22 protein-coding genes and 2 pseudogenes are annotated in these 20,340 nt (G+C 68.7%); 9 read left to right on the top strand and 15 right to left on the bottom strand.

Going from position 1 to position 20,340, the window contains the following annotated elements:
* Positions 1-406: 406 nt before the first annotated feature.
* Positions 407-622, top strand: a complete 216-nt coding sequence (locus ACIQCZ_RS29760) for a hypothetical protein (protein ID WP_402286528.1) — start codon at positions 407-409, stop codon at positions 620-622.
* 110 nt (positions 623-732) lie between these two features.
* Here the strand turns inward: ACIQCZ_RS29760 and ACIQCZ_RS29755 are convergent, their stop codons facing one another.
* The gene (locus tag ACIQCZ_RS29755; RefSeq protein WP_402286526.1) at positions 733-1,962 is read right to left on the bottom strand and encodes a glycoside hydrolase family 64 protein; all 1,230 of its coding nucleotides are present in this window, start codon (positions 1,960-1,962) and stop codon (positions 733-735) included.
* Positions 1,963-2,414: 452 nt separating this feature from the next.
* On the bottom strand, positions 2,415-3,008 hold the full coding sequence (locus ACIQCZ_RS29750; RefSeq protein WP_402286524.1) for a TetR/AcrR family transcriptional regulator: 594 nt from the start codon (positions 3,006-3,008) through the stop codon (positions 2,415-2,417).
* Positions 3,009-3,448: 440 nt separating this feature from the next.
* On the opposite strand from ACIQCZ_RS29750, the gene ACIQCZ_RS29745 reads away from it, so the two are divergent.
* Positions 3,449-4,189, top strand: coding sequence for an SDR family NAD(P)-dependent oxidoreductase (locus ACIQCZ_RS29745; RefSeq protein WP_402286522.1), 741 nt, complete (start codon positions 3,449-3,451; stop codon positions 4,187-4,189).
* Positions 4,186-5,214 (top strand): FAD-dependent oxidoreductase, encoded by a 1,029-nt coding sequence (locus tag ACIQCZ_RS29740; RefSeq protein ID WP_402286519.1) that lies wholly within the window; start codon positions 4,186-4,188, stop codon positions 5,212-5,214. Before ACIQCZ_RS29745 ends, ACIQCZ_RS29740 begins: the two co-directional genes overlap by 4 nt.
* Positions 5,215-5,323: 109 nt before the next feature.
* On the opposite strand, the pseudogene ACIQCZ_RS29735 reads toward ACIQCZ_RS29740, so the two are convergent.
* Positions 5,324-5,627: pseudogene (locus tag ACIQCZ_RS29735) on the bottom strand (IS256 family transposase); the annotation flags it as partial.
* A 404-nt stretch (positions 5,628-6,031) separates the two neighbouring features.
* Here ACIQCZ_RS29735 and ACIQCZ_RS29730 point away from each other — a divergent pair.
* Both ACIQCZ_RS29730 and ACIQCZ_RS29725 read left to right on the top strand, forming a co-directional pair.
* A complete protein-coding gene (locus ACIQCZ_RS29730; RefSeq protein WP_402286517.1) occupies positions 6,032-7,552 on the top strand; it encodes an alpha/beta fold hydrolase in 1,521 nt (506 codons plus the stop codon).
* Positions 7,553-7,913: 361 nt separating this feature from the next.
* Positions 7,914-8,381: a hypothetical protein gene (locus ACIQCZ_RS29725; RefSeq protein WP_402286514.1), complete on the top strand. Its 468-nt coding sequence runs from the start codon at positions 7,914-7,916 to the stop codon at positions 8,379-8,381.
* Between the two features lie 68 nt (positions 8,382-8,449).
* On the opposite strand, the gene ACIQCZ_RS29720 is transcribed toward ACIQCZ_RS29725, so the two are convergent.
* The 4 genes from ACIQCZ_RS29720 to ACIQCZ_RS29705 are packed head-to-tail and all read right to left on the bottom strand — an operon-like array spanning position 8,450 to position 11,392.
* The gene (locus tag ACIQCZ_RS29720) at positions 8,450-9,106 is read right to left on the bottom strand and encodes a transposase (RefSeq protein WP_402286511.1); all 657 of its coding nucleotides are present in this window, start codon (positions 9,104-9,106) and stop codon (positions 8,450-8,452) included.
* Between the two features lie 37 nt (positions 9,107-9,143).
* Complete coding sequence (locus ACIQCZ_RS29715) at positions 9,144-9,752, bottom strand: helix-turn-helix domain-containing protein (RefSeq protein WP_402286509.1); 609 nt, start codon at positions 9,750-9,752, stop codon at positions 9,144-9,146.
* 27 nt (positions 9,753-9,779) lie between these two features.
* The gene (locus tag ACIQCZ_RS29710; protein ID WP_402286507.1) at positions 9,780-11,033 is read right to left on the bottom strand and encodes an RNA polymerase sigma factor; all 1,254 of its coding nucleotides are present in this window, start codon (positions 11,031-11,033) and stop codon (positions 9,780-9,782) included.
* Entirely contained in the window at positions 11,030-11,392 is a 363-nt protein-coding gene (locus tag ACIQCZ_RS29705) for a YciI family protein (RefSeq protein ID WP_359117518.1), read from the bottom strand. Before ACIQCZ_RS29705 ends, ACIQCZ_RS29710 begins: the two co-directional genes overlap by 4 nt.
* A 611-nt stretch (positions 11,393-12,003) precedes the next feature.
* Between ACIQCZ_RS29705 and ACIQCZ_RS29700 the strand changes: the two genes are divergently transcribed.
* Positions 12,004-13,005, top strand: coding sequence for an abortive infection protein (locus tag ACIQCZ_RS29700; RefSeq protein ID WP_402286505.1), 1,002 nt, complete (start codon positions 12,004-12,006; stop codon positions 13,003-13,005).
* Positions 13,006-13,142: 137 nt separating this feature from the next.
* Here ACIQCZ_RS29700 and ACIQCZ_RS29695 read toward each other — a convergent pair whose 3' ends face one another.
* The gene (locus tag ACIQCZ_RS29695; RefSeq protein WP_402286502.1) at positions 13,143-13,550 is read right to left on the bottom strand and encodes a transposase family protein; all 408 of its coding nucleotides are present in this window, start codon (positions 13,548-13,550) and stop codon (positions 13,143-13,145) included.
* A gap of 186 nt (positions 13,551-13,736) precedes the next feature.
* Here ACIQCZ_RS29695 and ACIQCZ_RS29690 point away from each other — a divergent pair, with 186 nt between their 5' ends.
* Positions 13,737-14,279, top strand: a complete 543-nt coding sequence (locus ACIQCZ_RS29690; RefSeq protein ID WP_402286500.1) for a DinB family protein — start codon at positions 13,737-13,739, stop codon at positions 14,277-14,279.
* A gap of 187 nt (positions 14,280-14,466) precedes the next feature.
* Here the strand turns inward: ACIQCZ_RS29690 and ACIQCZ_RS29685 are convergent, their stop codons facing one another.
* Both ACIQCZ_RS29685 and ACIQCZ_RS29680 read right to left on the bottom strand, forming a co-directional pair.
* Positions 14,467-15,237: an HAD hydrolase family protein gene (locus ACIQCZ_RS29685; RefSeq protein ID WP_402286499.1), complete on the bottom strand. Its 771-nt coding sequence runs from the start codon at positions 15,235-15,237 to the stop codon at positions 14,467-14,469.
* Positions 15,238-15,453: 216 nt separating this feature from the next.
* The gene (locus ACIQCZ_RS29680) at positions 15,454-15,579 is read right to left on the bottom strand and encodes a hypothetical protein (protein WP_402286497.1); all 126 of its coding nucleotides are present in this window, start codon (positions 15,577-15,579) and stop codon (positions 15,454-15,456) included.
* Positions 15,580-15,597: 18 nt separating this feature from the next.
* Here ACIQCZ_RS29680 and ACIQCZ_RS29675 point away from each other — a divergent pair, with 18 nt between their 5' ends.
* The gene (locus tag ACIQCZ_RS29675; protein WP_402286494.1) at positions 15,598-16,020 is read left to right on the top strand and encodes an SAM-dependent methyltransferase; all 423 of its coding nucleotides are present in this window, start codon (positions 15,598-15,600) and stop codon (positions 16,018-16,020) included.
* A 47-nt stretch (positions 16,021-16,067) separates the two neighbouring features.
* Here ACIQCZ_RS29675 and ACIQCZ_RS29670 read toward each other — a convergent pair whose 3' ends face one another.
* The 3 genes from ACIQCZ_RS29670 to ACIQCZ_RS29660 are packed head-to-tail and all read right to left on the bottom strand — an operon-like array spanning position 16,068 to position 18,771.
* Complete coding sequence (locus ACIQCZ_RS29670; RefSeq protein ID WP_402286492.1) at positions 16,068-17,660, bottom strand: pentapeptide repeat-containing protein; 1,593 nt, start codon at positions 17,658-17,660, stop codon at positions 16,068-16,070.
* A 43-nt stretch (positions 17,661-17,703) separates the two neighbouring features.
* Entirely contained in the window at positions 17,704-18,237 is a 534-nt protein-coding gene (locus ACIQCZ_RS29665) for an IS630 family transposase (RefSeq protein WP_402286723.1), read from the bottom strand.
* Between the two features lie 15 nt (positions 18,238-18,252).
* Positions 18,253-18,771 carry a helix-turn-helix domain-containing protein gene (locus tag ACIQCZ_RS29660; protein ID WP_402286489.1) on the bottom strand — a complete coding sequence of 173 codons (519 nt, stop codon included), beginning with the start codon at positions 18,769-18,771 and terminating at the stop codon, positions 18,253-18,255.
* A gap of 102 nt (positions 18,772-18,873) precedes the next feature.
* Between ACIQCZ_RS29660 and ACIQCZ_RS29655 the strand changes: the two genes are divergently transcribed.
* The gene (locus tag ACIQCZ_RS29655; RefSeq protein ID WP_402286487.1) at positions 18,874-19,209 is read left to right on the top strand and encodes a hypothetical protein; all 336 of its coding nucleotides are present in this window, start codon (positions 18,874-18,876) and stop codon (positions 19,207-19,209) included.
* Between the two features lie 106 nt (positions 19,210-19,315).
* Here ACIQCZ_RS29655 and ACIQCZ_RS29650 read toward each other — a convergent pair whose 3' ends face one another.
* Together ACIQCZ_RS29650 and ACIQCZ_RS29645 are read right to left on the bottom strand one after the other, a co-directional pair.
* A complete protein-coding gene (locus tag ACIQCZ_RS29650; protein ID WP_402286485.1) occupies positions 19,316-19,858 on the bottom strand; it encodes a carbonic anhydrase in 543 nt (180 codons plus the stop codon).
* Between the two features lie 268 nt (positions 19,859-20,126).
* Positions 20,127-20,255, bottom strand: a pseudogene (locus ACIQCZ_RS29645) (helix-turn-helix domain-containing protein); the annotation flags it as partial.
* Positions 20,256-20,340: the final 85 nt, after the last annotated feature.

Genomic DNA, 20,340 nt, shown 5'->3' with positions numbered 1-20,340 from the left:
GACTGGGGCGACGGGCCCCACCGGCCCCACTGGCCCCACCGGTCCCACCGGCCCTAAGGGAGACAACGGGGAGAACGGCGCGACTGGGGCGACGGGCCCCACCGGCCCCACTGGCCCCACCGGTCCCACCGGCCCTAAGGGAGACAACGGGGAGAACGGCGCGACTGGGGCGACGGGTCCCACCGGCCCCACCGGTCCCACCGGCCCGAACGGACAGAATGGGCAGAACGGGCAGAATGGGGCGACTGGCCCCACCGGTCCTACCGGTCCTACCGGGGCGACTGGTCCCACCGGCCCCACCGGTCCGTGTGCCGACATCGACTCCCTCGACCCGAACAACTCCGAGGAGTTCAGCGCCGTACTCACCAACGGCATCGCATTCGTGGGGCGTCGGAACACCAACCCCATGCCCCCGCAGGGTCCCTACTCGTGGGTGAACCTCTCGAACAACGCCAACTACCCCGCCAACGCGTGCTCCATCTCCCTCGTGGACCACGGCAACGACTCGTACGTGAAGGTGTTGACCACGACCGGTCAGGTCTGGGAGACACACGGCGACACCAACGGCAGCAACTTCATCTGGAACGAGCCCTGGGTTCTGGTGGTGGCGCAGCCGACGTGATGTAACTGGATCGGAAACGGAACTGTGTGTGCTGCGCCCGCGGGAACCCGCGGGCGCAGCACACGCGTCTTATGGCCCAGGACGGCCGGCCCGTCCTCGTCGTGGGGGAATCAGGCCCCCACGCTCACCGTGAACCGCCGCGGGTTGCCGTCGTTCGCGGCGCCCGAGACGTCCGGCTGCCCGTCGGGGCGCACGTCGTCGTACGGGAAGGCGTAGCCGATCGGGGTGTTGGCGTGGACGACGCGCGACCAGTGGTTGGTCGCCACGCCCTGGTAGTAGTCCGCGGCCGAGGTGCCGTTCGGCTGGTCGGGGCGGGTGAGCATCAAGGAGCGGTTGAAGCCGGCCGCGAGCCGGGCCAGCAGCGCCTTCTTGTCGTCGGGGTCGCCCGGGTTGTTGGCGAACGGGCCGTGGTTGCAGGTGAAGACGTCCTTGGAGGTCGGCCTGGTGAAGGAGTGCCCGCCGGCGAAGGTCAGGAGGTCGCCGCTCACCCGGCCGGTGCGGACACCGCGGCCGCCCTGCAGATCGATCCGCAGATCGGTGGAGCGGTACTTCTCCCAGACCTGGTCGATGTAGGCCGTGAACACATCGCGGAACGGCATCTCGCCCGGCCGGTCGAAGAACGGCGCCATCAGGTTCTGCGGCGAGATCACCCGCAGTACACCGCCGTCCGCACCGCGGATCACCAGCTTGTCCCACGGCTGTCCGTCGGTGGCGGCCTGGGCGGTGAGACCGTCGGCGATCCGCTGCACCGCACCGTCCGGGAGCGGGGCCACGGTGTGCGTGCTGTCGCCCTCCAGGGTCAGACCGATCGGCAGGGCGGTGACGAGGTCGACGTAACTGATGTTCGCGTACAGCTGCTGAGGATTGAAGGTGAACTCGCAGAACGACCAGGTCCGCCCGTAGTTGGCGTCCGCGGAGGTGGCGAACGCCGGTTCCACGAGGGCGGGGCCGGGGTTGAGATAGAAGGTGAGGGTGTCGTCGCGCACGAAGTAGACGCGGGCCCCGTGCATCTGAGGCAGCGTCAGCACGACCGGTGCGCCGCCCGCCGCGTTCAACGGGATCGCGCAGTCGACCGGCAGTGGCGTCTGCGGCGCCGCGGGGGAGTCGGGACGGTACACACCGCCGTCGGCCCGCAGCAGCACCCAGCGGTCGGTGCCCTGCTCATGGCCGGTGACGTAGGCGTTGACCCTTCCCGGCAACGAGCGGTTGTGCAGGGCGAGTTCGCAGGTCGCGGGGGCGGCGGAGGCGTGGGGGCTCAGGGCGGTTCCCCAGAGGGGGTAGGTGAGAGCGGTCGCCGAGGCGGCGGCGCCACCCGTCAGGAACAGTCTGCGCGAAATCACGAGAGGACTCCCGAGGTGTGTGGGGGCCACGGACGGGGCGATCGTGCGGGAACGAGGTGGGGCGTCCGCGGTGCGCACCACTCTCGTGTTGGCCGGGATGGGCGTCAAGACTTGTGCTTGAGAGCGCTCTCAGAAATCGGAAGTCTTCACAACTCGATGTTTTGCAGGGGCGGCTGCCGCAGGACCGGCGTGGCGCCGCGGCCGCCCGCGCGGTGCGGCGAGACACCGGCACCCCACGTGTGCCCGGAGTGCCGAGCGGCACGATGGAAGAGGAGATCATCGAGCCGGCGGTCCGGTCGGGGATGCCGCGATCGACAGCGTGTGTGCACGTCGACCTGTTGTTGTCCGAGGACGGCGGGCGCATCGCGGCCGAGCCGACCCGTGGGCCGAAGGGCCGGCCCGGCCTGCGTCTCCGTGGCGGTGAACCTCGGTGCGCGGGCACCCCTGTCCGGTCAGGTGGAGGGAAGGTTGTGTCGGAGGAGCACCGAGATCGCGTCGATCAGCTCGCGGGTCGATGTCTCCGTGTCGTCGATGCTCTGGGACAGGAAGACCCCCATGCCTATCGCCATCAGGGCCGCGGTGAGCCGATCGGGTTCAAGGGTGTCCGGATTCGCCCGCACGACGAGCCGGGTCAGCCCTGCACGCAGGGCCGTACCCAGTTCCTGCCGCGAGCCGGGAAAGGTCGGATCCCGGAGCAGCTCGGCCCAGAACTGACCCACCATGAGCCGCGGTTCGGAGCCCGGCGCGCACTGCAGCAGAGTGGTGTGCAGGAGATCGATCACCTCCGCGGTGTCGAGGACGTCGGGGCCGTGCGCGGCGGTGTCGAGGGCTTCGATGACCGGCGTGAGGATGGCCTCGGAGACTGCGTCGACCAGCTCGTCCTTGCCCGCGAAGTGGCGGTAGATGCCGCCGACGGACATGTTCGCCGCCGCGCAGATCTCCGAGATGGAGGTGGCGGCGAAGCCCTTGTCGGCAAAGCAGTCTGCGGCGGCGTCGATGATGGCGCGACGAACACGGTCGCGGCGGTCGTTCGATATGCGAGGCATGGCGGGAGATGAAGGCGATGGTGGGCGGACTGTGGAGGCGACGATTCTCCCACGAGATCACCTCTGATGGGAACGATGGGCGGCCGCGCCCCGCAATCGCCGGAGCGGTCCCGGGCTGATGTGACCCCGCCCGGGGCCGGGACGCACGTGCCGCGGCGCCCGCCCGAGGAATCCCGCCCATGGCGGCGCCCGGCAGCCGGCCTCCCACCGCTGATGCCCTGTACCCGGGCGGCGAGTGTCATGCGCTGAAGAAGCTCGGCCCATTGCCGCCTCCCCGCCGGGCCCGGAACCCGGAAGGCGGGGGAGCGTCCGGTTGCTTCCGAGCGGGCCGTCGCGGAGCGGGCGGGCAGCGGCCCCGCCTTGACTGGTGGGGTCGGCGGTATCTTTAATAGCGAGCGATCGTTTCCTATTAGCCCTGCGGGGCTGCTGAGGAGGACAGGATGGCGACGCGACGAACTGCTCTCGTCACCGGTGGTGGCACGGGGATCGGGCGAGCGGTGGCCGAGCAGTTGGCGGACCGGGGCTGGTCGGTAATGATCACCGGCCGCCGTGAGGGTCCGCTGCGCGAGGTTGCGAAGGGACGGGACGCGATCGCTGTGCGCGTCGCGGACGTCTCCGCCGATGGCGCCGCTGGGGACATGGTCCGAGCGGCCCTCAACGAGTTCGGACGGCTGGACGCTCTGGTCAACAACGCGGGCATGATCTACCCCGCCGGCACGGCTGAGATCGCCGCCGGCCATCTGGAGGCGCTGTTCCGTACCAACGTGCACGGCCCGATCCAGCTGGTGGCTGCGGCTGCGGACGCACTGGCCGACGTCGGCGGCAGCATTGTCAACGTCTCCAGCGCGGTCGCGAGCAAACCCACCGGTCAGGCGCTCTACTACGGTGCGAGCAAGTCCGCGCTGGACTATCTGACGCGTAGCTGGGCGGCAGAACTGGCCCCGCGCAGGATCCGGGTCAACTCGGTCGCGCCCGGCCCGACCGAGTCCGACATTCTCTCCACGATCGCGCCCCCGGAGATGGTCGAGCAGATCAAGGCGGCCGAGGCAGCGAGTCTGCCGCTCGGGCGCCGTGGAACCGCCGACGAGGTGGCGCGGTGGATAGTCGCCCTGGCCGACCCGGAGGCATCCTGGGTCACCGGCCAGGTACTGGCCGTCGACGGCGGCATGTCGGTCTCATGAGCCGCCGAGTCCTGGTGGTCGGCGCCGGGCTCGTCGGGCTCGGCCTCGCCCACGGTCTGCACATCCGGGGCGCCGAGGTGACGGTGGCGGAACGGGCCCCCGAACTGTCCGAGGTCGGGTGGGCGATCACACTGTCCGAGCGGCACCGCAACGCGTTGGACCGGCTCGGTTACCCACCGAGCCTGTGGCAGCGGGAACCGATGGGGTACGAGTACATATTCGACGCGCACACCTCGCTTCCCGTGAACACCTTCGAGTTCGGCCCCACGGTAATGCTGGAGCGGTCGCTGCTGCAGATGCGACTCCTCGACCCGGTCCGTGACCTGGTGCGCACCGGCACCGCTCCGGTCTCGGTCGAGGACGACGCCGCCGCCGTCGGCGTCCGCTTCGACGACGGCACCACCGGCGAGTACGACGCCGTCATCGGAACCGACGGTGTCCACTCCTGGATCCGCCGCAACGCCCTCGGCGGCCCCGCTCCGCTCGACATCGGCTGCGCCGTCATCCGTTTCCGCGTACCGAACGAAATCGGCGTGACCTTCGCCGCCCGCACCACACCGGTCCAGGGCTCCCGACTGGGGTACTTCCTGAATGACGGGGGCCGGACCCTGCACTGCATGCTGTTCGTCAACGATCCGGCCGGTCGCCACCACGACACCCCGCTGAGCACACTGGCCGAACGGTTCGCCGGTCTGAAAGGTCCCCTCGGCCACGTGGTCGAGGCCATGCGGTTGGAACCCGACCGGCTCTGCGTCGACATCAAGCAGGTCACCACCAGCGTCTGGGCCCGTGGTCGCGTCGCGATCGCCGGCGACGCCGCCCACGCCATGAGCCCGGCTCTCGGCCAGGGCGCGGGCGCCGGATTCGAGGATGCGGCAGTGCTCTCGGATCTGCTCACGGCGCCCGGGCTTCCGGTCGAGCACGCCCTCGCCGGCTACGAACAAATCCGCCGTCCCGCCGTGCACGACCTGCAGTACCGCTCCTTCAACGCCGCTCGCGAACTCGTACTCGACGAGAAGCCCTGAGGTGATCGCGCGACGAAGCCCGAAACCTCGATCCGCTCGCCAAGCGACTGTCAACCGGCTCCGCGCACACAACGGGAACGATTGTCCTCGGCGACTTGCGGCACTACGGCGGCAGATTCGCGGACGAGAACCGCTTGCGCTCACCGGTGGCCTCGCCGACGCGCTTGTCGTTCACCCGCGGCGCCTTCACCTCGACGACGCCGGCCGCAGTGGTGACCTGCCGCGGCTCGTGACAAACGTTGCGGACCACCGGGGCGGCGCCCCTTGCCGTCACACTCATCGACCAACTCGGCAATACAGACGTTGACTTCAGCCTCCAGCGCGGCGGCCGGCATCCGCCGTGTGCCTTCCCGGACGATCTCATCCAGCAACGAGCTGCTGCTTGGAGTGCTGCCGCCCTCGTCGACCACCATAAGCACGGGCGTGCCTTCCCGACCGACGCGGCAACGCCGGCCCTGCTCGATGACCTGTCGATCGATCCATCGGGAAGGTACGCCCCCTTCCGCCAGTTGTGATCCACAGGTATTGAGCATTGCTCAAGGCGTTCCACGGCTCGGCGGTATGTCGGTGCCTGCAGTGGCGTCAGGCCCGGCGGATCGACGCCGCCCGGCCTCTGGCCGGGCGGCGCCGAGTCCAGGGAAGACTCGGGGGCCGGAGGGGCAACCCCTGAGACGCCGCCCGGAGGACAACCCCGACCACGTCCCGGTGCCTTCCCTGATTCGCGTCTCGCGCGGTTGTGGCCTCGTTGGCGCGCTGTCACGTTCGACCAGGGGGCAACACCCCCTGATCCATCGTGCAAGACCACGGAAAGGACTTCATGCAACCGCTCTTCAGGGCGCTCACCGGAGTGCTCGCCGCTGGAGTACTCGCCGGAGCATCGACGCCGGGCGCGGAGGCGGCGGATGCCGGCCCGCCCGGCAGAAACCCGACGACACAGAATGCCATCGACTGGAAACCGTGCCCCAAGGACGCCGCGGCGGAATGCGGGACCCTGCGCCTGCCCGTCGACTGGGCACGCCCGTCGGCTGAGAAGTTCGATCTCGCGGTGGCCCGCCGCAAGGCGACCGATCCGGAACGGCGGATCGGCGTGCTGCTGGTCAACATGGGTGGACCGGGCGATTCGGGGGTGGACTTCGCCGTACGGCGTGCCACCTCCCACTTCAGCACGGACGTCCAGGAGAGGTTCGACATCGTCGGGTTCGACCCACGGGGTGTCGGAGGCAGCCAACCGGTCAAGTGCTCGACGAAGTTGCTTGACCAAGCGCCGTCGGCCTACCCCCGCAACCAGGCGGAGTTCGATCAACTCGCGGCGTACAACCGGGCATTGCGCCAGGACTGCCGACGGCACAGCGGTCCGGTCTTCGACCACGCCGACACCCTGAGCGTCGTCCGGGACATGGACGCGATCCGCAGGTCGCTGGGCGAGAAGCAGATCAACTACTTCGGCCACTCCTATGGCACGTTGATCGGCGAGCAGTACGCGGAGCAGTACGGCGACCGGATCCGGACCATGGCCCTCACCGCGAACATCGACCACAGCCTCGGCGCCCGGGAGTTTCTCGTCTCCTCGGCGGCCACAGCGGAGGACTCGTTCCACCAGTTCGTGAAGTGGTGTGATTCCACCAGCTCGTGCGCCCTGCGCGGCCGGGACGTCACCGCCGTATGGGACGACCTGCTTGCCAGGGCGGACCGAGGGGAGATACACGATCCGCAGAGTCCTGACCAGGCTCTCACCGCGACCGCGATCGCATTCAAGGCCTTCAAGGAGTACTTCTACGGCCCCCACTGGGACGAGCTGGCCGCCTATGTGGCCGGACTCGACGCGCAGGAACGGGAGCCGAAGGAACGGCGGCGAACTCGGCAGCCTCGGCCACGGACACCGCAGGGAGCAGAGGAGCGGACGCGCGCGGAACCGTTCTCCGCGGTGTTCTGCCAGGACTGGCGGTTCCGGCCGAAGAACTACCGGGAGTACGCCAGTCTGACCGAAGCCGAACTGCGGGCCGCACCGCACCTGCGCGGCTCACCACGCGTACACCCGGGGGTGGCCGGATGCGTCGGCTGGCCGAACGAGGTGAACAACCCGCAGCACCGACTGCGCATCACCGAGGCACCCAAGATCCTCATGTTGCATTCGCTGCACGATCCGGCGAACAACTACGCGTGGGCGACCCATGTGCACAGGCAGACGCGCAGGACGACCGTCCTGCTGCCGTACGAGGGCGTGGGTCACAGCGTCTACGGGCGCAGCGACTGCACACGCGGCGCCGTGGACGACTACCTCATGGAGCGGAAACTCCCGAGCGCCGGGAGCCGCTGCGCCCCCGCCGCGCAGAACTGATCGCGAAGGGACGGCACACCGGCCGACGGCGGCCGAAGGCGGGTGCCTGCGAGCCGGGCGGCTCCCGCGTACCCGTTCGTGAGAGGTGCCTGGAGCCGACCGTGTCCGGTGCCACCGCCACCGCGCGGACAGGTGCGGGGAAGAACCAGTTCCGCGCCGATCATTTGGCCGACGGCAAGCTCCCGCACCCGTACCGTCCCGTCGCGGCTGCCGGTGACGGTGACGGGGGTCGGATGTAGGTGGAACTCACGCTGTTGTGATGGGGGCTGCTTGGGAAGCGATTGGGGGCCGGGATGTCGGTGGTGGTGGTTATGGTGCGAGCTACAAAAGGATGCCGTCATGGAATGGAAGGCTTGAACCCATGGATCCCGTCAACGCCGAGCACGAGTGCGTGATCGATGTCATGTTCACCGGGCCACAGCGGCCCAGCTTCGGTGATGTCTTTCTTCTCTGTGGTGATGAGAACCCGAACTTCCCTCCCACGGACCCCCGTTGGGGATCGCTGGACCACTTGAACCTCGAACAGGTCGACGACTACTTCGCGGTCCTTGACGAAGACACGGACGAGCCCGTCATCTGGCTCTATCCGCTGGCGCGGGGATCTGTTGTGCACCACCACCCGGGACCGTTCGAAGGCCTGCGACTGCACTATGACCCTGAACTGGACAGCTCGGGCATGGTCGCCCACTTCATCGACGTCGTCGAACACCTTGCAAACCTTTTGCCCGCACAGGCTCTGTGGGGACAGCAACGTGAACCCATCGGGCCGCCCATCGACACCGACGCCCTTGCGGCTCGCGTCCAGCGGTTCGTCGACACCGGCGAATAGCGGCATCAGGTGTAGGTGGCAGCAGTGGGTTACTCGCCGATCTGACGTACTTTCTTGTCGGCTGGCACTCACGTGATTCGCCTCGTCAGCAGGATGAACGGGGGGCTGATGACCAGGGATTGAGGTTGCCAGGAGCGGCCCAGCCGTCGACTGGCGCCCGATTCTTCGGCTAAGTGGTTGGTTCCGGAAGTCCTTCGGGGGTTGATCACGCTGCCAGACCGACGGAGGATTCTTCCTGGTGTCGGCGGTGTGCCGGTCAAGCCTGGCCAGCAGATCGTCCAGGTCGGAGTGGTGAACTTCCACTGGAACGGCTGTGCCGCGGCGTTGTAGCGGTATCCGAAGGCTTGGAGCCGGTCCCCGACCTCGGTGAGGTCGGTGAAGTCGTTGGGTGAGACGACCTTGCGCTGGACGACGGAGAAGTAGATCTCGACCTGGTTCAACCAGGAGGCGTGCACCGGGGTGTCGACCATCACCGCGTTCGGCAACGCGGCCGTCAGCCGCTCGGCGGCCCTCTTGCCACGGTGGGAGGAGCCGTTGTCGACGATCCAGAACACCAGCTTGGCGCTGGCGTACGGCTCCTGGGTCATGACCTGGGCGACCAGGTTCATGAACGGGTCGATGCCGGTACGCGGCTCGCAGCGGCCGAACACCTTCGCGTGGTGGACGTCGTAGGCGGCCAAGTAGGCCAGGGCGCCGCCGCGGCCGTAGGTGTGGTTCACGCGCATCGCCCGGGCCTGCCCGGGCGATGCGCGTGGGGTGGCATCAGCAGCGGGCCTGGATGGAGGTCTTCTCGTCGGCGCGGATGACGTACTCGTCCTCCCCGAGCAGTTCGCCCTGCCAGGCCCGGGCGTATAGGTCCAGCACGCGTGCGGCCTTGGGGCGGAAGCCAGGGTCTGTGATGAAGATCCAGGAGCGGTGCTGCCAGGGCTTGAGTGCGTCCTGGTGCAGCCAGCGGCGCACGGTGGAGGCCGAGACGGGGCCGGTGATGCCGCGCGCGGTCAGCTCGGCGGCCAGTTCCGGACAACTCCACCGGGACAGCGGCGTGCCGGTCTCGGCGGGCAGCCGACAGGCCAGCGCCTTGGCCTGGGCGACCTGTAGTGCACTGAACGTCGGAGGGCGGCCCGAACGCTTGCGGTCGGTCAGCCCGGCAAGGCCCAGTCCGGCGAACCGGTCCCGCCAGGTCCGCACTGTGTCCAGGTGCAGGCCCGTCTCCCGGGCGATCCTCGCGTTGGAGCGGCCCCGCGCGGCATGCAGCACGATCTGCGCCCGCATCCGTACCTGGTGCGGGGTCTTGTGGCCCCAGGCCATCTTCTTGAGCCGGTGGCGCCCCGAGGCGGTCAGTACCACGGGCACGGCGCGGGTGACTGGCACGGGAAGGGGGGCGATCTACGGGCGCGATCAGCTCTGTGCGGAGGTGAGGCGCATGGCACGGGCGGTGAGATGGCGTCGTTCCGGTGCGCTGGTGGTGCGTCGGGCGGCGTCGACGTAGGCGTCCGCCGCGGCGTGGTGCTCGCCTAGCAGCTCAAGGAAGTGGGCGCGGGTGGCGAGGAGCCGGTGATGGCGTGCCATCCGCCGGTCGGACTCCAGGGCGGCGAGCAGTTCCAACCCGGCGGCGGGGCCGTGCACCATGGCGACGGCAACCGCGCGGTTGAGGGTGACCATCGGATTCGGCGTGACCTGTTCCAAAAGTCCGTACAGCGCGAGGATCTGCGGCCAGTCCGTGGAGTCGACATGCTCGGCCTCGTCATGGACGGCAGCAATCGCGGCCTGCAGCTGATACGGGCCGACCCAACCCTGCGGCAGGGTCCGGCTGATCAGGTCGACTCCCTCGGCAATGAGCCGACAATCCCATTGGCCGCGGTCCTGCTCGGCCAGCGGCACCAGGTCGCCGCCGGGCCCGGTGCGGGCGGGGCGGCGCGCTTCGGTGAGCAGCATCAGCGCCAGCAGCCCGGCCGCTTCGCCGTCGTCGGGCAGCAGGCGGTGCAGCAGCCGGGTGAGCCGGAGTGCCTCGGCCGACAGGGTCGGCGCGGTCAGGTCGGCGCCGTCCGTGGTGGTGTACCCCTCGTTGAAGATCAAGTACAGCACTTGCAGCACTGCCCCAAGACGTTCGACGTGGTCGGCCGGCTCCGGCATGCGGAGCTGCATACCGGAGGCCTTGATGGTCTGCTTGGCCCGGCTGATGCGCTGCGCCATGGTCGCCTCGGGGACCAGGAAGGCCGTCGCGATCTGGGCGGTCGTCAGCCCGCCGACCGCGCGCAGCGTCAGCGCGATCCGGCTGGGCTCGGACAGCGCCGGGTGGCAGCAGAGGAACAGCAGCGCGAGGGAGTCGTCCCGATCCGTGCCCGATGCGGCATCCGCGGCATGGCTGAGCAGCTCCGCCTGAGGGGTGGCCAGGGCGATCCGGTCCTCGCGACGCCGCCGGGCATGCTCGCTTCGCACCTGGTCGACCAGCCTGCGGGAGGCGACGGTGACCAGCCAGCCCCGCGGGTTGTCGGGCAGGCCCTCGACCGGCCATTGAAGGGCGGCGGCGAGCAGCGCCTCCTGCACCGCGTCCTCACACGCGTCGAAGACGCCGTACCGGTGCACCAGCACGCCGAGGACCTGCGGCGCCAACTCGCGCAGCAGGTCATCGGCGCGGTGATCCACGCTCACACGTCCGCCGCGGCATCGTGCAGGACGGGCCACAGCTCGACCGGCTCCACGTCGGCGAAGGGCATGTCCGCCGCGATCTGCTGTGCCCGCTCCAGGCTCTCGCAGTCGAGCAAGTAGAAGCTGGCGAGGTACTCCTTGGTCTCCAGATAGGGGCCGTCGGTCACCGTCGCGGCCCCGTCCTTGCGGCGCACGAGCTGGGCGAGGGCCGCGTCCGCCAGACCGTAGGCACCGACGAGCTCCCCGGTCCCCTGGTACTTCTTGTTGAACGCGTCCTGCTTGGCGATCGCCTCCGGCCATGCTTCGGCCGGAAAGGAGTCCCACTTGGCCTGATTGCCATAGATCATCGCGACGTACTTCATCTCGGGCGTTCTCCCAGTTCTGCTTGCCCTGTTGGCGCGCTGTCACCCCTCAGTCGGAGCAGGAAGCAGGTCCTCGACATCCGGCGACAAACTTTCTTCGACTTTTCTTCCGCGCCGCCGACGGCAGGCCTGGACACTCCCGTGCAGCTACGGAAGATCAACATACGGCCCTCGGCCCCCACGGGACGCACTGGCCGGCATGCCCCGCACCGAGTGGACAACGGGCACCTCACACAGGCCCTGCCGCTACGTCAACCCCCGAAGGACTTCCGGAGCCGACCACTAAGGGCGCGTCTCCGGACAACACGCGGGCTCACACCACGGTAGTGCAGACCTCGGCGTCCGCTCGGCGTGACGTCACCCCAGGTCAGCAGCTCCTGACACAAGTCGCAGGCGCATAACCGGAATCGGAGCGCTATTGATCCGCCGGTCCCAAGGGCTGTCCCGTAATCCGCGGCGGAGCAGCGCGCGGCGTCGGATGCGGTGCATCGCAAGGCGGAGGGGAGTCCACACACTTGGATGTATGTGGACGTCCCGACAACGCGGCGAGGTGCCGTAGCTGTCGTCACGCGCCCGCCGGGGATTGACGGGACAGCCCTTAAGCTCAGGACATGCGAGATGATGCGACAGGTCTGGTCTGGAAAGGCATCAACTACGACACCGGCACCAACTACGCCGAAAGCGGCTTGTCACGCAAGCCCGTATCCAGCGGACTGATCCGTCAGCACATGGCGGTCATCCAGAACGATCTGAACTGCACCTCGGTCAACCTCTTCGGCACCGACATCGGACGGCTGACCGAGACCGCCGGTACCGCCCTGGACCTGGGGTTGCACGTCAGCCTGCAGCCCCGAGTCATAGAAGCCGAGCCGGACGCGATGCTGGAACACCTCGCGGCAACCGCCATGGCCGCCGAAGAACTGCGGGAGCGATACGGTCGCGTCACCCTCAATGTCGGCTGCGAGCTGACGGTCTTCGGCTGCGGGATCATTCCTGGTGGCAGTCACGCGGACCGGTCCGCCAAGCTGGCCGACCCGCAATGGTGGCCGCGTTTCCCGGAGTTCAACGAGAGGCTGAACGACCTCCTTGGACGCGCTCGTGATGTGGCCCGGGCGCACTTCGGCGGCCACCTGACCTATGGAGCAGGTCTGTGGGAGGAGGTGGACTGGGACGGCTTCGACATGGTGGGGCTGAACTACTACCGGATGGCCTACAACGACGCCGACTACGCCACCAACCTCCGGCGATTCCATCAACACGGCAAGCCCATAGTGATCACCGAGTTCGGCTGCTGCTCCTTCGACGGCGCGGCCGAGATGGGCCCGGCTGGTTACGGCATCATCGACTGGACGGCCGATCCTCCCAGACTGGCCGGCTCATTCACCCGCAATGAGCAGGTACAGGCGGATTACCTGTCACAACAACTTGAGCTCTTCGCGGCCGAGAGGGTCTTCGGGGCGTACGTGTTCGAGTTCATCGCGCCGAAGCCCCACTCACGCGACCCGCGCTACGACTTGGACATGGCCAGCTTCGGCGTGGTCAGGACGATCGGGGACGGCTGGGAGCCGAAGGCCGCGTTCCACGAACTGGCAAGGTTCTACAGCTCCCACTGAGGTTCCCCCGGCGTGCGGGAGGTGCTGATCAACTGGGCAGGGTGGGTTGACGGAGTTTCAGGATGCATCAGTCGCCTGCGATCACGGGGACAATTGAGATCGGGACGTGCTGGCCTGGTGGTTTGGTTGTCGGGTGATCAGCAGGTCGCCGTGCGGACGGGCACCGGCTCGGTACTCGTCCTGCGGCGGGTTGCCCTGCGGGCGCAGCGGTCGGAGACCAGACCGGCGATGGCACGGTGGGTCTCGTCGTAGTCCTCACGCCGTCCGGAGCGATGGACATCGAACAGCTCGGCCAGGGCGGCATGCGGAAGCCCGAGCCGCAGGTGAACGAGGGTGGCCAGCAGCCGGTCAGGGAAGACCAGCTTCTGCTTACGGCCCGCCCCAGCCGCCCGGCGCCGGGAACCCCCGCGCCGCTCATGCAACGCGGACTCGCGGACTGCCGTCCACCTGGGCGCGAGTTCTTGGAGCAAATCGCCGAAATGCGCGCGGGAGACCCCGGACAGGGCGGGATGGGAGCAGGCTGTACGGGCCCAGGTCAGCTTCACAACTCGCCTAACCCGTTCGGCCCTTCCCCTGTCACGGCCTGTTCTGACCCGCTCGCATTCGCCCGCGACGCTCGCGCGGATTCATCGCACGCGATGGGCCTGCTGCGCGCTACGCCGTGGCACCCTGATGCACCACACCAGGCGACGTGACGGCTGCCCTCCAGGGCACCGTGCGAGGATCGAACGATGAGGAATCCCCGCCGTGAGTTACTGCGCTGGCAGTTCGACATGACCTGGTCACTGCTCGAGTACCACCTGGAGCGGCTCGCACCCGAGGCCTTTCTGTGGGAGCCCACTGACCTGACCTGGACAGTGCGCCCGGACGCCGCCGGGAACTGGCTGCCGGACTGGGCCAACACCGAGCCCGACCCCGTTCCCGTTCCCACCATCGGCTGGGTGAGCTGGCACATCGGCTGGTGGTGGAGCACTGCCATCGATCACGCACAGGGACGTACGCCCCGGGAGCGTACCGACATCACCTGGCCCGGCAACGGACCGGCGACCGTCGCCTGGCTACAGGATCTGCGTACCCAGTGGCTGGCGGTCCTCGACAAACTCACCGACGCCGATCTGGACGCAGCCTCCACGCTGCCGTGGCAGACCCCTCCGGACAACACCATCGGACACATGATCGCCTGGCTGAACGCCGAGCTGATGAAGAACGTCGCTGAGATCGGGCAGCTGCAGCTGATCTGGGCGGCCTCGAAGTCGCGACCCAAGAAGCAATAGGGCTCAGCAGAAGCGACGACGTTGTCCAGCACGGCAGCCGCGACGTCGAGCCCAATTGCTCTCCAGGTCGTTAAAGCGGTGGTGTGGTCCGGCCATGCGCACTGACAAGCTCGCCATCGCCCACCAAGCCGCGCTTCACCTTCCAGCCATCCTCATCCGGAGTCGCAGTTGACCGACTGCACAGCCCTCAGGTTGCGGGCGTTGCGACGGCCAGGCGGGAGATCTCGGCGGCGACGGCATTCGGGTCGGGGGCGACGGTGACACGGGCGACGCCGTCCAGGCCCGGGTGGGCACCGACACGCACTCCGTGCTGTGCGTTGCGCAGCAGGTCGAGGTCGTTGATGTCGTTGCCGAAGGCGTTGTACTGGTCGATCCCGAGGGAGATCAGGGCCTCCCACTTGTTCGTGGTGCCCGGGGCGAAGTCGATGATCGCCTCGTCGAGGTGGTGGTTGACGGTCATCCCGAGCGTGCGGCCGGCCTCCGCGAGGGCTGTCATGTCGGTCGCGTCGACCACGAGGAACTTCACGACGGCGGGAAGATCGGCGAGCTCGACCCGGCGGGCGAGGCGGCCCTGGTCGACGCGGCTGCGGATCGGGTGGTCGGCCGGTCCGGTGTAGGCGTAGTCCCAGGGGCCGTCGGCGAGGTAGCCGGCCCGGAACCGCTCGGCCTCAGCCAGCAGCTGGTCGAGTTCGCCGGTGCCGAACGCGGCACGCGCTCGGATCTGGCCCCCGACCGAGACGAGGCTGCCGTTCCCGCCTATCAGCGTGGCGGTGGAGAAGGCTCCGTCAAGGACGGGCAGGAGGTCGCGGACTGGCCGGGCGGAGGCGAAGACGAGTTGGTGACCAGCGCGTTCGCAGTCCTCGATGGCGGCGAGGATCTTGCTGTCGATCGTCCGTCCGTCGAAGCAGAGAGTGCCGTCGATGTCGAAGACCGTGGTGCGGGCGCTGGAAATGATCACGGCGAGATGATATCGAGCCGACGCAGTACACGGCCTGCCGCCCACCGGGAGCGCGGCTCCACAGAGTTGCTTACCGGCATGCGACGAGCAAAGGAGAGACGGCCCAGTCCGGTCTACAAGTCGATGACGGCAGCCGGGACGCTCGGGCCGGACACGCCCGTGGGACAGCGGCCGGCCTAGTGCAGCACCGCGTTGATCCTTCGGGGGTCTGAGCGGTCAGGCGGGTGGGTCGCCGAGGTAGAGGCCGGCGGCGCAGTCGAGGGCGGCTTCGGGTGTGCCGAACAGTCGGCCGGTGGGCAGGACGTTGTCCTCGTAGCGTTCGTTGCTGTAGGTGAACAGCATGAAGCCCCACATCTCGGGGTGGCCGGTGTCTTTCAGGCGGCACAGCTGCAGGTCGCCGTCCGCTTCATCGTCGCCGTCGACGGCGGCGGCCGGAGACGGTGCTCTCCCATCCCTCGCTGCGGAAAGTCGCTGGATCTGAGCCGGTCGATCGCCGTGGTGATGAACGCGGTGCTGCACTTCATCCCGGACGACCAGCGGCCGGACCGCATCGTGCGTGCCTACCTGGACCAGGCCGCGTCGGGCAGCTACCTGGCGCTGACGCACGCCGCGCCGGACCCGACCCACCCGGACGAGCAGAACGCCATGCTCGCCGACTACCAGAAGCCCACCGGCGTGCCGTTCACCAACCGCACCCCCGAGCAGATCGCGGCCTGGCTCGACAGCCTCCAGATCCAGCCTCCCGGGTTGGTGCCGAGACCGAGCGGGAGCCGATGCTGCTGACGTATGGCGTGCTCGCTCGGAAGCCGATCGACGGCTGACGGACTGACTCAGACAGTCACCTCGGCCGACCGTGCCCGAATCTGCTGGAGGGTCTCGTCGGCGCTTCCCCGCCAGGTCCAGCCCTCGGTGAGGGCGGCGCCGGCGGCGCGGCATTCGCCGTGGAACGTGGCGTATCCGCCGCCGCCCGGCAGCATGAAGTGCACCTTGAACGCGCTTCGCTCCAAGTTGGTGGTCCCGTGGAACTGAGTGCCCATGAAGTCCGCACGCGCGAACCGGCAGTCACTGAGGTCGAAGTCGATCAGAGTGGCGGCGGAAAGGCTGAGATCGACTCCGGCCCAGAACTGTTCGCGCGGCGGGGAATCCGGCGCCGCCCCGGGGTCGTGAGGGCGGAGGTGGTCGGTGAGGATCTGCTGCGCAGTCCGCCGCAGCCTCAGTTCGGCCACCTGCTCCGCGGTGAGCGCGGCTTCATCGCCGACCTCGAACGCCAGCGGCGCCCTCAGGAATCCGCAGACTGCGTCGACGATTCTGGCCCGCTGGTCGGCGCGGGTCTGGCCGAGCGCGTCGAGCACGTGCAGTCCGGACAGCCGCACCGCCGGGTCGGCGTCGGCGAGCTGGTGGGCGTAGGGCGCCACGGACTCGTCCGTCACCAGCCGGCCCGGCCCGTTGTCTTCGGGACGCAGCACCCAGCCGAAGGGCCATTCCTGAGGGCTGAACGACTCTTCCGCGTCGTCGGCTTCCGAAGCGTCGTCTTCCTCGGCGACAGTGTCCGCGGTCGCGCCGGTGAGATCCACACTCGGCTGGTCCAGATGGACCTGATCGCCGAACCAGGCGTCGCCGAAATCCGCATCCGCCCCGAACCGTGCCTTCCAGAACCAGGCCGGACCGTGGAATCGCGCGCCGTGAAAGGACACCCGATCCCGGAAGCAGGTGCCGTCGCTGCCCTCGTACCAGCTCTGGTATTCCTCTTGAAGCACGGCATTCGGCCAGTCGGGATCGGCCTCGTTCGGCTCGCGCCAGGGGATCTGCACGCCGAACGGATCCGGTTTGTCAGAGGGCAGATCGCCGTCCTCGTCGAACTCTTCGAATCTGGAGTCGTCCTCCTGGACGGACTCCTCACCACGGCCGAACCAGGCCAGATTGTCGAACCGGGCGCCGGCGAAGCCGGCCGGGGAGTGGAACCGCGCCAGCCCGAAGTGGGCGTCTCCGCCGAACCTGACGTCGGCGAACGACGCCTCGCCTTCGAACACGGCCCGCGCGAAGATCGCGTCGTCGCGGAAGTGAGCGCCGTCGAAGACGCAGCGGCCGCGGAAGTGGGCGTCCGCAAAGACTGTCGGGCCGAAGGAGCAGCCGCTGAAGTCGACGTCCGGCAATACGGCGCCTTCCAGGGCGAAGGCGAGGTGGTCTCCGCCCCGCGCCAGCGCGACAAGAAGCGCGACGGCACTGTCGACAGCTTCCACAACCGTGCCGCGCAGGTAACGGCACACGGCGTCGGCGGCAGGCTGGCGCAGCGCGGGATGTGCCTGGGCGAGTGTCTCAAGCTCCTGCAAGCCGACGTGGTGCGCGTCGGCGTCCGGTCCCGCCAAGCAGTCGGCTATCCGCTGAAACTCCCTGGAGGCGTCCGGTTCCGTCGGTGATCCCATGCCGTCAGACCCTAGCGCAGCACCGCGTTGATCCTTCGGGGGTTCATGTGGCTTTGAGTGGGGAGCCGTCGTAGGTCCAGCGGTAGGGCTTGGCGGCGTGTTCGTCGTAGTCCAGGACGAAGTCGTCGATGCGTTCGGTCAGTTTCTCGCGGGAGGTGAACTGGCCGTGGCGCAGCAGGCGTCTGGTCAGGGTCGAGAAGAACAGCTCGACCTGGTTGAGCCAGGAGGTGTGTTCTGGGGTGTGGTGGACGGCGAAGCGGGGTCTGGCCGCCGGCCAGGCCCTGGTCTTCTTCGAGGTGTGGGACGAGCCGTTGTCCATGACCAGGTGGATCTGCTGCCCGGCGGGGATGGTGGCGTCGAGTTGGCGCAGGAACCCGATGAATGTGTCGGAGTCGTTGCGGGCGATGGTGTGGGTGAGGACCTGGCCGGTGTGCACGTCCAGGGCGGCGGTGATCGTCACGGTGCCGTGGCGGATGTACTCGAACTCCCTGCGGGCCCGTCGGCCGGGGCCTGCGGGCTGGTCGGGGTACTTTCGGGAGCGGGCGGTGATGCCGGTTTTCTCGTCCACGCTGATCACCACGGCGTTCGGCGGTCAGGCGCGGTACAGGTCGCACACGTCGGCGGCGCGGGTGAAGAACTCCGGGTCGGCCGGGCGGGTCAGCCAGCTGCGCACCAGGTGCGGTTTGAGATCGACGGCGTTCAAGATCCGGCCGACCGGCGAGGCGGACGCCGCCACGGCGGAAAGGTTCAGCCGGTCGGCCAGCAGCCGATGGGTCCACACGGTGTCCGAGCCCGGCGGGGCCGCGGTCGCGGTGGCGATGATCCGCAGCTTGTCGGTCAGGGACAGCCGGGGCCGGCCCAGCGGCCGGGGCCGGTCGCACAGCGCGGCCAGGCGTTCGGCGGCGAAGCGCCGGCGCCAGGCGCGCACGGTGTCCAGGTGCCGGCTCGCGTCGCGGGCCACGGCGGCGTTGGACGCGCCGTCGGCCAGCGCCAGGATCACCGACGCCCGCTGCACCCGGCCGAACGGCGCGCTGCGGGAGACGGTCAGCCGTTCCAGCTCCCCGCGCTCGGCCTCGGTCAAGTCGATGATGAACGGACTGGTCAGTGCCATCGTCCCACCCTGAGATCACTGATCCGGTGATCATCCTGCAGCGCGGACGGGCACGGGACACCAGGTGCCGCGGCCAGCCGACGATCAGGCAAGACGGGCGTCATGGCCAGCCCGAACGCCGCCAAAGCCGCGGCCCTGCAGCAGCGCCTGACCGCCCACGCCCGGCGCTGGCCGCAGATCACCGAGCTCAAAGTACGCTGGCGGGCCGGATACGCCTACATCGACGCCGCCGTCGACGGCGACGATGAAGCGGACGGCGACCTGCAGCTGTGCCGCCTGAAAGACACCGGCCACCCCGAGATGTGGGGCTTCACGCTGTTCACCTACAGCAACGAACGCTACGAGGACAACGTTCTGCCCACCGGCCGACTGTTCGGCACACCCGAAGCCGCCCTCGACTGCGCCGCCGGCCTCTACCTCGGCGACCCACCCGCCTGACCGCTCAGACCCCCGAAGGATCAACGCGGTGCTGCACTAGGTGCGGACGGTTCCTGGAGAGCGAAGATCGCGGAGGTCACGTTCGTCGGCCCGGACCGGGGCCTGCTCAGCCGGGCTGTACGACGGTGGTGATCTTTCCGGTCCCGATGTCGTAGGCGTAGCCGCCGATCTTGATGTGATCGATGCCCGGCGCGAGCTCGGGTGCCGCGCGCAGCTTGGCGACGTCCACCTGGACCGTCCTGGACGGCTCCAGGACGGCCATCTCCAAGGAGGTCTGTTCGTCCCAGCCGCCGCGGGCGGCGTAGCCGGCGCGCAGATCGTCGTCGGCGAGCAGTCCCGAGCCGCATTCGGTGTGGTGGATGACGGCGATCTCGAACCAGTCCGCGTCAGGAGTCCTGTTCTCGTGCAGGTGCACGATCCAGGCGAGGTCCTTGATGACCGCCGGCGTCACGCGGCCGCCGACGTTCCGCGCGACGATCGCTTCTCCGAGCCTGACACCCAGCACGGCGGCGGGCTCCACGCGCGGATCGATGCAGATGATCAGGTACAGCTGCTTGAAGGGGATGAACGGGATCCGGGGGACGTCGGCCTGGGCACCGGAGGCCGCGAAGGCCCGGTTGCGCTCCAGGTACGGGGCGAAGTTCGACATGGCTGATTCCTTCAGGAGGCGGTGGCAGCCTGGGGCTGTGGGGCCGGCCCTCAGGCGCCACCATCGCCCATGAGGGGATCACGCGCCAGGCAGGATCGCCCGGCAGGGGAGAGCTGAGCGTCGTGCGTCGGCGGACTCGCCATCAGTGACCGAGTCACTGGCAGGCGGCTGGCCGGCGAGCGATGTGCTCCGCCGGTGGCCCCAGCTGCCCTCCGGTCATGGAGCCGCTCAGTGCGTGTTCGGGCGAGGAGGACTCCGACGACTTCGCGCGGCTGATCACCGAGGTCGGCCGGTCGTACCGCCTGGCGATCTCGGCGTAGGTGAGCCCGTCAGCAAGTCCGGCCGCGAGGCGTCGGCGGTCCTGCCGGGTCACGTGCCCCCGGCATGCCGCCAGCATTGCCTTTGTCTTCATTCATTGCAACGGATCATTGCGTTCGATCGCAACTCATTGCACCAATTTACCTAGGTCTACCTGCGCGAAC

Source organism: Streptomyces sp. NPDC093149 (assembly GCF_044754145.1).
Lineage (GTDB): Bacteria > Actinomycetota > Actinomycetes > Streptomycetales > Streptomycetaceae > Streptomyces.
This window is presented reverse-complemented; position numbering and strand designations above follow the sequence as displayed.